11 protein-coding genes are annotated in these 13819 nt (G+C 47.2%); 6 read left to right on the top strand and 5 right to left on the bottom strand.

The features are described 5' to 3' along the window. Positions 1–44: 44 nt before the first annotated feature. The 4 genes from D0C36_RS19870 to D0C36_RS19855 all read right to left on the bottom strand — a co-directional run bounded on the left by D0C36_RS19870 (position 45) and on the right by D0C36_RS19855 (position 6716). Entirely contained in the window at positions 45–683 is a 639-nt protein-coding gene (locus D0C36_RS19870; RefSeq protein ID WP_147322060.1) for a hypothetical protein, read from the bottom strand. 62 nt (positions 684–745) lie between these two features. Beyond that, entirely contained in the window at positions 746–2557 is a 1812-nt protein-coding gene (locus D0C36_RS19865; RefSeq protein ID WP_117393405.1) for a RagB/SusD family nutrient uptake outer membrane protein, read from the bottom strand. A 13-nt stretch (positions 2558–2570) separates the two neighbouring features. Continuing rightward, positions 2571–5780: a SusC/RagA family TonB-linked outer membrane protein gene (locus D0C36_RS19860; RefSeq protein ID WP_117393625.1), complete on the bottom strand. Its 3210-nt coding sequence runs from the start codon at positions 5778–5780 to the stop codon at positions 2571–2573. 153 nt (positions 5781–5933) lie between these two features. After that, positions 5934–6716: a succinate dehydrogenase cytochrome b subunit gene (locus D0C36_RS19855; protein WP_117393403.1), complete on the bottom strand. Its 783-nt coding sequence runs from the start codon at positions 6714–6716 to the stop codon at positions 5934–5936. 348 nt (positions 6717–7064) lie between these two features. On the opposite strand from D0C36_RS19855, the gene D0C36_RS19850 reads away from it, so the two are divergent. The 4 genes from D0C36_RS19850 to D0C36_RS19835 all read left to right on the top strand — a co-directional run bounded on the left by D0C36_RS19850 (position 7065) and on the right by D0C36_RS19835 (position 10910). Next, complete coding sequence (locus D0C36_RS19850; protein ID WP_117393402.1) at positions 7065–7445, top strand: winged helix-turn-helix transcriptional regulator; 381 nt, start codon at positions 7065–7067, stop codon at positions 7443–7445. A gap of 163 nt (positions 7446–7608) precedes the next feature. Further along, positions 7609–8187 carry an SDR family oxidoreductase gene (locus tag D0C36_RS19845; protein ID WP_117393401.1) on the top strand — a complete coding sequence of 193 codons (579 nt, stop codon included), beginning with the start codon at positions 7609–7611 and terminating at the stop codon, positions 8185–8187. Continuing rightward, a complete protein-coding gene (locus tag D0C36_RS24995; protein WP_117393400.1) occupies positions 8181–8339 on the top strand; it encodes an SDR family oxidoreductase in 159 nt (52 codons plus the stop codon). The genes D0C36_RS19845 and D0C36_RS24995 overlap by 7 nt, the downstream gene beginning before the upstream one ends. A 126-nt stretch (positions 8340–8465) precedes the next feature. After that, entirely contained in the window at positions 8466–10910 is a 2445-nt protein-coding gene (locus D0C36_RS19835; RefSeq protein WP_117393399.1) for a glycoside hydrolase family 3 N-terminal domain-containing protein, read from the top strand. A 212-nt stretch (positions 10911–11122) separates the two neighbouring features. On the opposite strand, the gene D0C36_RS19830 is transcribed toward D0C36_RS19835, so the two are convergent. Further along, entirely contained in the window at positions 11123–11983 is an 861-nt protein-coding gene (locus D0C36_RS19830) for a sigma-70 family RNA polymerase sigma factor (RefSeq protein WP_117393398.1), read from the bottom strand. 784 nt (positions 11984–12767) lie between these two features. Here D0C36_RS19830 and D0C36_RS19825 point away from each other — a divergent pair. Then, on the top strand, positions 12768–13214 hold the full coding sequence (locus D0C36_RS19825) for a DUF983 domain-containing protein (protein WP_233524527.1): 447 nt from the start codon (positions 12768–12770) through the stop codon (positions 13212–13214). A 130-nt stretch (positions 13215–13344) separates the two neighbouring features. Then, entirely contained in the window at positions 13345–13797 is a 453-nt protein-coding gene (locus D0C36_RS19820; RefSeq protein ID WP_117393397.1) for a carboxymuconolactone decarboxylase family protein, read from the top strand. The last annotated feature ends 22 nt before the right edge of the window (positions 13798–13819 follow it).

Below are 13819 nucleotides of genomic sequence, written 5' to 3'. Positions count from 1 at the left end.
TGATATAATTCTTCAGGATCAGGAAAACTGTTTAGGAATCATTGTCAAACAGGTTTATATTCTGCTGCCTGTACGATGCAACTGAGTGCCTGGTAATGCAGATCGAAATTGATCAGATCGATACCCTGGCATAGAATGTCATACTGTAATATATTGTCGGTCACTGACAGTCGAAACAGTTTCTCTTCACTGATTAAAGGCAACGAAAATAAAAGTGCATCTTTCCTGTCGTTAAATATCTGATCGGTCCTCCCTTTATCACGGTAAAGAGATTTGCAAAATGCAGCTACGCAATCTGCTATAGATCTTAGGAGTCTTTCGGGTTCACGGTCATTGTAGACCAGAAAGCGGTAACGGTCATTGCTGAGGTTACTGACGATTAGTTTCTCTGAAAGTGAAAGGCGTTTATAGATACGGTCCAGATCTATGGCGATATATCCCCTGATACCGTTTAAAGAGGGCCTCATGATCTTATTGCGAAAAAGCAGGCGGTACTGGTCGAACCATACCCTTTTTCCCTTTTGGTAGAGTCCGCGGAGATCGCTGAACGAACGCCTGAGTTCTTCTGCTTCTTCTCTGTCCCCCGGAGCGTTTACGACATATTCCGACAACATGACTTCCAGCCTTTCAAAGACCTCATTTATGCCGGCTAATTCCGTTTGTAAAAAATCATCTGAGTTCATTCGGACCATTTAAATTAAAAATACAGGCGCCGTCCGCAAAAGACGGTCACCTGTCACTTGAGTTAATAATTCGGGTTTTGTTTGATATTGGGGTTCTGGTCGATCACTGACTGCGGTATCGGGTTAAGATACATTTTTGCGGTAAACACATGCGGATGGTTCAGCGGCACGATCTCGTATTTCCACGCGCCTCTGTTATCCGCAGGAGACGTGTTGCTGATCTTCATGCCATGACGGTCTTTTGTCAGCACATCTTCGGCGATCCGCCAGCGGATCAGATCATAATAGCGTTTGTTCTCAAAACAAAGCTCTACCCGCCGTTCGTTCCGGATGAGTTCCCGCATCTGAAGCTGTGAGAGGCTTTGTCCGCCATAAGCAGTTTCTATGGCAGGCAGGTTTGAGCGCTGTCTAATCTTATTAAGCGCAGTATACACCTCCGGTGTAGGGCCATTAGCCTCATTCTCGGCTTCAGCATAGTTCAGCAGCACCTCAGCAAGGCGAAAATAAACATAATTTACACCGTCAACGCGACCACCGGCCGGCCGCCTGTCCGGGTTAAGTCGTTTCTTAAAGTAATAAGCTGTATTGGAGACGTCGCTCGAACCGAAATCGATCTCGTTTTTCGACGGATGGACTTTATCGATGCGGGTATAAACCGTATCCGTGGTAGTCATCCAGTTTTGTTTATAAGGTGCTCCGTCATAAACGATGAAATCATAAAAGCGCTTTTCCCGTTTCAGATAAGGATGCTGCGGATCATAACCTGACCTCGGGTCAGTGATCGGCAAGCCGTTTTCCATGCGAAAGGCATCAACAAGTTCCTGGGTCGGACAATAGTTCCCCCAGGTAAAATACTGTCCGAGAATATAAACAGGACCGCCGAAAAGTATATAATCGCTGCCGACAGAGCCTCCTGTATTTCCTACCGCCTGGCGGTCCCAGATCACTTCCGTATTGTATTCCGTACCTTCCGTCCAGAATGTTGTCAGGTCCGGATAAAGGCTGTAACTGCCGAATTCGGTCAGGAATTTCTTGTTTGTGGCAGCAGCTTTTGCATACAGATCAGCTTTTACATTTCCAAAGCTGTAAAACTTGTTCGGGTCTCCGCCCATCGGAGGCGAGGATGTATTGAACGCCGGGCTGGCTGCAAAAAGTTCTATCCAGCCTTTCAGTGCCAGCGCGGCACCTAAGGTCGCCCTGCCGGCATCGGCGTTGCCGCCGTTGTATTTCACTTCCAGGTTTTTATTACTGACGATCGACTCAAGTTCTGAATCAATAAAGCTGAAAGTCTCCTCGAAGGTATTTCTGGAGCGATAAAGCTGTGACGGATCATTGGTGTTTCTGTCCAGGGGTTCCGTGATGACAGGAACGCCGCCGACATGCATCCAGAGATAGGTATAAAAGAACGCCCTCAGAAAGCGGGCCTCATCGATACGTTTTTTACGGTAGCTTTCGGAGAAATTCGCAGCATTTTCGTTGATCTTCTGGATAAATGTATTGCAGCGGCGGATCCTGACATAGACAGAACCCCAGTCCTGGTAGCTGCCTGCGTCACCGTCGTTATTCTGCGGGGTTCCGTCCTCCACACTCGGACCGATGATCCCTTGTTTCCATCTCCAGGATTTCCAGTAAGGACCGCCGTCATTGTCGTCTGTAAAGCTGTCCAATGGGTCGGGCGTGTTATTGAGATTATTGAGCTGACCATAAATATCGTTAAGAAAGGTATTCGCGCTGGACTCATCTTTCCACTGAACAGCATCCGTCACAGAATTTCGCGGTTCATTATCAAGAAATTTTTTGCACGACGTAATGGAAACGCCAGATAAAACAAGCAGCACGCTGCAGGAAAATATTTTTATGTTGATAGTTTTCATGATTAATCAGTGTTTAAAAATTAACGTTCACGCCAAAAATGATCGTCTTCATAACAGGATAAGCCTCTTCACGCTGGGAATATCCCGTCTCGGGGTCCATAAAATCCAGTCCGCTCCAGGTGAACAGATTTTGTCCGGTCGCATATACACGGAGACTTTTGATGCCGGCTTTTTGTGTGATTGCGGCAGGAATGGTATACCCGATCACCACCGTTTTGAGACGTAGAAAAGCGGTATTCGCCATCCACAGGGATGATGAAAAATTACCGAAGCCGTCACCGTTGATCAGGTTGGTCGTATTGTTCGTGTTTTTTGAGGCATAAGCCCTCGGATATTTCGCATCCTGGTTCTGCGGGGACCAGCGATTGTTGAAATATTCGTAAGAAGTATTGGTATTATTGATCCGGAAAGGCACGGTCTGGTAGCCCTGGATGTTCAGACTTGCCTGAGATGCCCCCTGGAAGAACAAACTGACATCGAAACCTTTCCAGGCAGAGGTTATATTCAAACCGTAGGTCATCTGCGGATAGAGCGGATGACCGACAACGGTCTCATCATTTGCATCGATCTTGCCATCCCCGTTCAGATCAGCATATTTAACGTCCCCGGGGTGCAGTGTAGCATCAAATTGGTTAACCTGATAACCATCTGCCGCATTAATGATCCCATCTCCGTTTTTGTCATCAGCGGATGTGAACAAACCAAGCGCCTGGTAACCGAACGGAGTACCGAGCGAGCGGCCTGTCCTGCTTCTGTTCGGGTTATTGCGCGTTGCATCCGTTTCAAATACCTGGATCATCTTATTTTTCGCATAGGTCATGTTCCCTGAAATATTCAGCGTAAGTCCGTTGCTGAAACGCTGGCTGGTACCGACAACCAGTTCAAAACCCTTATTGCTCATTATGCCCGCATTTTGTTCTGCCAGATCCAGTCCGTATTCAACAGGTACAGTGATCGTAGGCCTGAGCAGCATCCCGTTTCTCTTTTCATAAAAATAATCGGCCTGCACCGTCAGCTTGTTTTTAAAAAATGCTCCGTCAAAACCGATATCCGTTTTGTTGGACTTTTCCCATGTGAGGTAAGGATTGGCCTCTACAGGAATATATGATCCCTGCACCAGTCCTGAGTTACCGAATGCGTAAGCATTGCCATACAGGTTATACGCAGTGAGGTACTGGAACGGGCCGCCGGCCAGGTTCCCTGACTTGCCCCATGAGCCGCGCAGCTTCAGGTTATCCACCCACTCCAGTTTATCTTTGATAAAACTTTCCTCGGACAGCCGCCATCCCGCTGAGAAAGCCGGAAAGAAGGCCCATCGCTGTCCTGGAGCGAAATAATAATGACCATCATATCTGCCGGTAGCTTCCAGCAGGTATTTGCCTTTGTAAGCGTAATTGAAGCGGTAGACGTAACCTACCTGGCTCGCTCTTGAAGAGGTGCCGCCGTTATCGAAATTCAGTTTATCTGAAGATCCGGAATTCAGTTCATCGAGATCGACGTTAAAGCCTTTGCGGGAGGCGCTGAAACTGTTGAAATTATTTCGTCTTGCCTCCGCAACCAGCAGACCAGTCACTTCATGGTCTTTACCGAACACATTTCGATAATTGATATAGCCCTGGTACGTAAAATTCTGTGATTTACTGTAGGCCTGTCCCAGCGTGGTCTGCCCGTCCCCGTTGATCACCTGGTCAAATCTCGCAGGCGTTACCGAGGTATTGTAAATATAATAGTTCACCGGCCTCGTCCAGTCCTTGTTTTCCGTTGTTGCGGGATCATAACTGAATACACCTTTTATACTTAGCCCCTTCACGAACGGAAGCTGCTGTTCCACTGCTATAGAATTAAGGGCCTGGGTACGGAATATCCTGCCGTAACTCCCGCTTTGAAGCAGGCCGGCAGGCGATGCATCCCCGGATGCTCCGGGCAGGCCGTTACTGTAATATATGGCCCTCGTAGGGATATAAGATATGGCTACCGGATTTGGCATTGTCTGGTTCTTTTCAACCGTATTATTAAGTGACAGTGTAATTTTCGTTGTCGCGGTGGCATTGACATCGAGCATAATATTGTAGTTATACCGGTTATAACTAAGCGGATCATAGATACCTGACTGCCGGAAAAAGTTGAAACCTGCATAATAAGTAAACTTTTCATTGCCGCCCGACAACTGCAGGTTATGATTTTGCTGAGGCTGGTTGATATTCATGAGGTCCCGCTGCGCGTTACTGTTCGGGTAACGGTCAGGATCTTCGGCATGCAGCCTGTCGTAATTGCTGATCAGGTCCTGGGAAAATTCAGGAGGATCATTCGGGCTGGCGCCGGAATTCAGGTTAGCTTCATTTTTCAGTATCATGTAGTCTTTGGCGTTGAGCATATCCGGCTGAACGGTGGGCCGCTGAAAACCGTAGTAACTGTTCAATGTCAGTGACGCCTTTCCGGACTTTCCATGCTTTGTCGTTATGAGGATTACACCATTGGCTCCCCCGAGACCGTAAGGTGCTACAGCTGCGGCATCTTTCAGAATGGAAACGGACTCTATGGTATTGGGATCGATCTGGCTGATATTATCACGTATAATACCGTCCACGACCACCAGTGCCGCGTTGTTTCCGGTTGTAGCTATGCCGCGGACATAGATGTTGGCATTATCCTGTCCCGGAACTCCGCCATTTGGCCTCGCGACAATACCAGGGGCACGTCCGGCGAGCGAATTAGAAATATTGGGCACCGGGGCTTTGCTCAGTTCCGTACCTTTTACGTCTGCAACAGATGAAGTGAGCGATGTTTTCTTCTGGACGCCGTAACCGACAACCATCACTTCATTGAGATTTGTCGAAAGCTCGTTTAGCTGCACATTGATCGTCCTTTCATTTCCGATCGTGACCTCTTTGTGTTCAAAACCGATATACGTAAATTCCAATACCCCGCCGGCGTCTTCAAGGCTGAGTTTAAAAAATCCATTGACATCCGTCACCGTCCCGATCGAAGTACCTTTTAGTTTCACGCTTACCCCGGGTAAGGGCAAACCTTTACTATCTGTGACCTTTCCGGAGAGGGTAATGGCACGGAGGAGTGAAGAGATATGCCCATGATGCTCTGCGGCGACTGCCCGTTTATCGGCAGTTATGAAGGCAGAGGCTTGCTGGGTACATAATAAAGCGGCCGACGAAGCAGCAAAGACCGCCGCTTGTAAAGACCTGCGAAAGGGAGATACCGTCCGCATTTGGTGTTGCGAGTAAAATTTCATACAGCAGTTAATTGTGGTTGTAAATTCAGTTTAGTTATGTCGGTTTTGCGGCTTATCAGACGGCTGAAAAACTGAAGTTCAGTCCGCCCTTCCGGCCGGAAGACGAACGAATGATCACCGGTAAGCCTCTTAACGGAGCAGATGCTTCAGATAGAAAACCAGCGGCATGGACGCAAATCCAAGTGGAATGATGACAGCAAACAGCCAGGTGCCTGTGAACCTGATAATCGGCGTATATTTTTTATGTCGCCAGCCTATGGTCTGGAACGCGCTCTGGAACCCATGCAGGAGGTGAAAGGAAACGACAGCAACCGATATCAGGTAAAATATGACGTACCAGAGGCTCTTGAAGCTCTCCGCCACGATGATGTAAAGATCCTTTGTCCTCACGATCTCCGTATTGCCTTCCTGCGTTACGGCGTATTCGAATTCCCGGGATGCCGGTTGATAGTCCGATACCTGACGCTTTCCTGTGATCAGGTCTGTTCGGTATTCGCGAAAAGCTATTTCAGTGTATTTATAGCGATACCAGAAATCCGCCATATGGATCACAATAAAAAGAAAAAGGATACTGCCGAGAAGCCCCATGTTCCTTGAAGACCAGGACGCTGGCGAACGCGAAACAACAGCATATCCCACCGGCCTTGCCCTTCTGTTCAGTATCGTCAGCAGCAAGGCATAGATCGCATGGACAATTATGGTCAGATAAAGCAGGTAAGCGATCACCTCCACCGGAGGAAAGTGCGTCATAAAATGGGCATAGGTATTGAAGCTGTAGCCATCGTCACCGGCAAACAGCGTCATGTTCCCGCTGACATGTACAATAAGATAAGTACACATGAATATACCAGTTAAAGCCATCATCAGCTTTTTGAAGAGAGAAGAATTGAGGGTACGTAAAAAGTCGCTCATATTGATCAGGTTGGTGAATAGTTTTTAAAGTTGTTCAGCGGATGCAAGGCAGATGCCAAGTCCTTAAAACGGGCATTTTAAAGCGTTTACGAATATTTGCCCTGTTATCACCGGACGAAATAAAGCCGACATGCGGCGCGGGCACGAAATATCGTCTGCCGGAGCAGGAAAGCATCGGGTCGTCTCCATTGTGGTGGAGATCATTATACGTGGTTATGACCGCACCAAACCTTCCTGTTCGTTATTATGGCAGTTTTTTTAACCGTATGGCAGTAAGTTTACATCCCGGGAACGAAATGGTATAAACTATGTATACGGACGATCAATACCTGCTTAATGATTTGGATAATGAGTTATAACAGACACGAAACATTGGATTGCAAAAGAAACCCTAATAAGGACTGCGGCGTAGAAGCCGCATTAGCCATCATCAGTGGCAAATGGAAGCTCAAGATCTTCAAAGCTTTAAGGCAGGGTGCACCGGTCCGTTTCTCTTTATTAAAAAAAGAACTGAACGACATTTCTGAAAAAACGCTCGCCGCCCAGTTACGGGAAATGGAACATGATGGGCTTCTGACCCGGGTAATGTATGCAGAGGTGCCTCCGCGGGTAGAATACAGTCTCACTGAGCTCGGACAAAAACTTGAGCCGCTGTTTTTATCACTGGAAAACCTGGGGCTTGCCTACATCCTTCAAAAAATGCATAACGATACACCCGTTGGGATTTGAAAGCAGCTACATGTCATTTGACTGTTAGGTTTTAAAAAAGACTTTCTTATAAACCGTTTAATATCAGCATTACTTACCCTTGGGTTATCTTCTTACGAATGGGTAACCCTGTTGACGGACAGTTCAGATCTTCCTTTTTTTGAAATAAAAAACAGAATCAAAAATGAAAATACTGATTACGGGCGGCTCTTCAGGCATAGGAAAAGGCCTGGCGGAAAAATTTTACGAAAAGGGATGGGATGTACTGGTTACGGGACGGGACGCCGTTAAGCTGACCCTGCTGGAGAATGAACTGAAAGGCATCAGGACAATGGTGTACGACAGTTCTCTACCGGACGATGAGATCAGTGTGATCAGTTTCATCAAAAATGAGTGGGGAAACGAGCTGGACATACTGGTCAACAATGCAGGCCATGTCGCACTTACACCATTCGAAAATCTGGAAAGGGAAACACTGGAGAATATGTACAGGGTACACCTCACGGCTCCTTCAATGCTGACCGCAGGGTGTATTGACGCGCTGAAAAAAACCAGGGGGCAGATCATCAATATAACAAGCAGCCACGGGATCAAACCCTATCCGCAGCTGATGGCTTATGGCTCGGCAAAAAGCGGTCTGAATATGCTAACGAAGATCTGGGCGCTGGAGCTGGCTCCGTTTTATATCCGTGTAAATGCAATTGCTCCCGGACCTACAGAAACACCGGTGCTCAGTAATGCGGGTTCTCCAAAGAGATCATAAAGAATATCAGGGAAGCTGAGCGGGATACCATTCCACTGAAACGCCGCGGAGAAGTATCAGATATTGTCAATATGACGGCAGCCCTTGCAGATGGCGCGTCCTGGCTCACAGGCGTTATTATTCCTGTTGACGGCGGAGTATCCATAAGCTAAATTTAATTCAGGTGGCCGTCCCGCACGACCGCCTTATTGTCGAAACAGACGAAATATAGCTGAATGACGAAACCAACGAACGATATATCGTACACGGAAACGCTTTTTAGCAGGCAGAGGAATTAAATGTTACAACAAATACCTAAACATCAGCACATTGCGTTATCGAAACACATTAACGAAAGGATTTTAAACTATTGGAGCATCTTTTGCAATCCGCAGCAACGCCCGCAAGGCATTAACAAGCAACCTTTTATGAAAATACGCTTTTTGAGAACAATCCTGACCTTGTCCTTATCTCTTTTTCTTTCACTATCCCTTAAAGCACAAATTTACAAAGACCCGAAGAAAGGTATCGAAGAACGGGTGAGTGACCTCCTCAGTCGCATGACACTTGAAGAAAAAATAGCGCAGATGAGTATGACATCATTGTCAGGTTCTCTGAAAAATCCGCTGTCGGTGGGAGTTGTCGAAAGTCCCTTTGTTACGGCCCGCGAGATCGCCGTTCAGTCTGCCGCAGCAAAAAAATATGCCCGTGAAAAAACAAGGCTGGGCATACCTCCTATTCAGATAGGTGAATGCCTGCACGGTCAGCTGGCTGCAGGCGCAACCATATTTCCGCAGGCCATAGGACAGGGAAGCACATGGAATCCCTCGCTGATCAGAAAAATGGCCAGGATAATTGCTTCCGAGGCATCTGCTTCAGGCGTTGACCAGGCGCTATCTCCCCTTTTCGACCTGATCCGCGATCCGAGATATGGACGGGTTGAAGAATGCCTCGGCGAAGACCCTTATCTTGTCAGCCAGCTGGGCTGTTCTTTTGTTACCGGGATGCAGGGAGATGCATCTGAAAGCAGGCTTGGCATACCTGACGGTAAACTAATGGCCACTGCAAAACATTTCGCCGCCTACAGTATTCCGGTAGCAGGTGTAAATATTGCGCCTGCAGAGATCGGCGAGCGTGAGCTGAGAAGCATGTTCCTCAGCCCCTTCAGGGATGCGGTAAAAAAAGCGAACATCTATTCGGTCATGCCTTCCTACAACGAAATAGACGGGATACCTGCTCATAGCAGTAAATTCCTTTTGAAACAGGTTCTGCGCGAAGAATGGAACTTCGGGGGATATGTATTTTCCGATTACGGCGGCCTTAGCCAGCTTTATGATTTTCATAAGATCGCCAAAACAAAGGCAGATGCCGCAATGCTTGGTATGGAAGCGGGTGTCGACCTGGAGGCTTCACGTCCCGATATTTATAAAACGCTACCTGAACTCGTAAAAAACGGCAGGCTCCGGGAAAGTGTTATCGATAGTGCAGTGGCACGTATATTAAGAATAAAATTTAAAGCAGGGCTTTTTGAAAAAAAACTACCTGATACGATCTCGCTGAAAAAGAAACTTCATAAAGCAGAGGCGGTAGCACTGTCCCAGCAGATTGCAGAAGAGTCGATCGTTCTGTTAAAAAATCAGGGAAATGTATTGCCCTTAAATATTAACTCATTACGTTCTATAGCAGTGATCGGCCCAAATGCGGATAAAGTTCAGTACGGGGATTACAGTTCAACGCGCGATAACCGCTCCGGAACAACCGTACTTAAAGGGATCAGAGAATATGTGGGGGACAAAGTAAAGGTCAACTATGCTTTGGGCTGTGAATTATCAGGTCCTGATACCAGCAAATTCGCTGATGCGGCAGAGGCCGCCCGCAGGAGTGATGCCGTGGTCGTTGTTTTAGGCACGACGAGTGTGGTTTTCGAAGGTATAGGCTGGAACGGAAAAGCAGGAAAGGATGAGCCTACCGATCCTTTCAGCTGTGGTGAAGGTTATGATGTGACCGATATCGATCCCCAGGGCGTTCAGCGTAAATTACTGCAACGGCTTTACCAGACCGGCAAACCGGTCATACTCGTTCTGGTTCACGGACGTCCATGGAGTATCAGCTGGGAAAAAGAACACGTCCCTGCGATTCTGGAAGCCTGGTACCCCGGTGAAAGGGGCGGAAATGCCGTAGCTAATATCCTTTTCGGAAAAGTTAATCCCTCAGGAAGGCTCAACATGACCATACCGCAGTCAACAGGGCACATACCGGTTTATTATAATTATGTTAATTCATCAAAAGGCAATAACAGGCAGCCCGGCAGTTTTGAAAAACCGGGGCGTGATTACGTATACTCATCTACTGCCCCTCTTTTTCCTTTCGGCTTCGGACTGAGCTATACGACGTTCAGTTACGCCGATTTAAAGGTCAGTTCTGACACGCTGTCGGGAGGCAAAGAAATCGAGGTCCGTTTATCCGTGACAAATAATGGAAAAGTGAAGGGGAAAGAAGTGGTTCAGCTGTATTTAGGCAACAAAGTCAATTCAGTAAGTACTCCTGAAAAACAGCTCAAAAGATTCAGCAAGATCGAAATTGCGCCGGGCAAAACCCAAATTGTCAGATTCACGATAAAAGCTGAAGATCTGGCCTTCTGGAACCGCGACATGAAAGAGGTTACGGAACCGGGAGATTTCGATCTGATGATCGGCAGGTCCGCGGAAGACATTGTACTGAAGAAGAAAATGTATCTGGACTAACAGGTGCATTTCCGGAAATTCCGGAGAGCAAAAAAGCCGTGTCAGCCGGGACCAAAGGGGGAATTGGAAACGGTTGACAGAAGCGGCTTATTAAAGAATTCCTGACATTAAGTCGTAAAGGTCATGCCGGATATATCTCTGGCATAACCTTTACTTATCCCGACAGTTAGCCCGGTAAGCGGAAAAATACTGATACTAAAGGCGACCGGAATTTAATTCAGGCAGGACCTGAGTTCATTTGCTTTTGCGGAGATCCGCATTTTTTCAAGTGCACCGTCCTTTAACCGCCTTGTATGCTCAATACAGAGACCGAAGATTTGTGCGATCTCTTCCAGGCGTATCGCATGCCCTGTTTCGAGACCAAAAAACAAAGTCAGCAGGTCCCTCTCCCTTTGCGTCAGTTCCCTCATGGCATCCTGAATGTCCTGTCGCAATGACTCCCTAAGTAGCCCTTCGTCAGGCGCTGCTTTTTCTATACTCACCGTCTCATGGAGCGTTGCGGGACTGTCGGCACTTACCGGATGATCCAGTGACAAAGTGATCTTGTCCTGTATAAAAAGTTCAGAAAGCACGTTTGCCTCGACACCGACCTCCGATGCGAGTTCTTCGTTGGTCACAACACGCTGATAGCGCTGCTCCAGCGAGGCTGAGGCCCGGATACATTTATTGAGAAGCGCGACCTGGTTCAGCGGAAGATGAATAAATCTGGTGTATTCCTGGACGGCGCCCGAGATAGCCTGCCTGATCCACCACACCGCATAGGAAATAAAACGGAATCCCCGGGTATGATCAAAACGCTGTGCTGCGCGAATCAGTCCCAGATTTCCCTCACTGATCAGGTCATTCAGAGATATGCCGTTCGTCTGGTATTGTTTGGCTACCGATATTACAAATCTGAGATTAGCAGTGACCAGCTTCGCTTCAGCCTGCCTGTCACCTTCGAGGACACGGGAACAAAGCTCCTCTTCTTCCTGGGGACTGATCATTCCTATTTTTTCAACGTCCCTGAAATAACGCCTCAGCAGATCACCGTCCCGCGGTGTAATAGCTGCTGTAATTACAAGTTTTCTCATTGCCGATATTTTTGTGTACCAATGTTTGCTTTACAAAGGTGACACTGCCCCCCCAGGGAGCTATTGACTAATCGCATAAAAAATCATTGATTTAAGTCAACACTATCTAAGTTCTCTGCACCGGAGTTTTGAAATAACTGTTCGTGACCCGTTTCTACCCTTCTCAGAAATCTATCCCTATCATATTACCGGACTGTCTTTAAAAGACGCCCACGTCAGAAACCATTGATAAATATCAACGATCTTTTTAGATATAAATCAACACCCTGTCCCGCTGTACCGCTGAACTTTGCATTGGTCTTCGCAGGTTATATTCGAATGACGGGAATAGACAGGAAGCCGGATAAGCCTCATTGAGTTCTTAAATATGCCGGACCTGCGGAATGACGAGTGTTTTTAATAGTTAGCCGGACCTGCATTTGTGCGGACGGTGCAGGTAAAATGATCTTGCCCTTAAAGGCAGGTTCTTAAAGACAACTTATTATGAATCTATTTATGTTTTTATTGACGCATGCAGCACAGGCAGCATCTCTGCTGATCCTTGTAAGAGCTATTGCAAGGGAAAACCAGGCAAAAACAGACAGCAGGGTCTTCGTGGAAGATATCATAAAGTAATCACCTGCAGTTGGAGGCATGGCGTGACCGGAAAATTGCCCTGAGCAGGAAAAATTAATTTTTTGCTTAAGCGCAATACCGCCTTTCTTGACATTTATCAAGAATCAGAGCGGCCGTTAGTGCCGATCTTCACCGGAAATTAAAATAAGGAAAGTCAACCATCAGGATCATGGAAAACAGCAGCATGGAAAGCAAACAATATGTCGATTCCGAATTCAAAGCGGCCTTACATGCCAGGTGCCCGAAATGCCGGAGGGGCAAAATGTTTGCCGGAAGCACAATCGCAGGTTATGGTCAGAGAATGAATGAAGACTGCCCCTACTGCGGCTTCCATTTCGAGATCGAGCCCGGCTACTTTTATGTCGCCATGTTTGTAAGCTACGCACTGGATGTTGCGATCATGGTGACCTTTGCAGTCGCGACCTACATTTTAAGCGGCAGTGTGAACCCCTGGGTCTATACCGTCGCTACTTTACTGCCGATATTTTTATTATCACCGATGATATACAGGTATTCAAGGGTCATACTGCTGTTCTGGCTGACGCCGAACCTGAACTTCGATCCGGAAAGGTCCAAAGATGATTACGTGAGTTTCAAAAAACAGCCCGGGCGATGATCAAAAAACGGTCACCCGGCCCGTCGAAATGCTGTTGAAGCCTGTCGATACCGGGAGCTTAAAAACTCATCAGAAAATAAGCACAAACATACCTTTACAAATAACCATCATTTTAAAAACCCGTTAAAAAATGGAAAAACGACTGAACGTTTACACAGAAGGGCAACCGGCATTAAAGACTTTGTTCGGCATACACGCCTATCTGAAAAACTCTCCGCTGGAGAAACCTTTGCTGGAATTGGTTTACACCCGCGTTTCACAGATCAACGGTTGTGCTTACTGCCTCGATATGCATACGAAAGATGCACGCCACGGCGGTGAAACAGAGCAACGCCTGTATGGCCTTGATGCCTGGAAAGACAGCCCCTTCTATAATGATAAGGAACGCGCAGCACTGGGCTGGGCGGAAGCTGTTACTTATGCTCAAGTAAGCGACATCCAGTACAGGGAGGCATTAGCCCAGCTGTCTGAAGCAGAACTCATCGATCTTACCTTGGCCGTCACTACGATCAATACCTGGAATCGGATCAACATCGCCTTTGCATTTCCCGCAGGATCTTATGTTGTCGGTCAATTCGGGTGATCAGAAAACAATTAGTTAATAG

Origin of the sequence: Mucilaginibacter conchicola, assembly GCF_003432115.1 — a bacterium.
Lineage (GTDB): Bacteria > Bacteroidota > Bacteroidia > Sphingobacteriales > Sphingobacteriaceae > Mucilaginibacter > Mucilaginibacter conchicola.
Note: the sequence above shows the minus strand (reverse complement) of the source record. Positions and strands in the feature narration are given on the sequence as shown.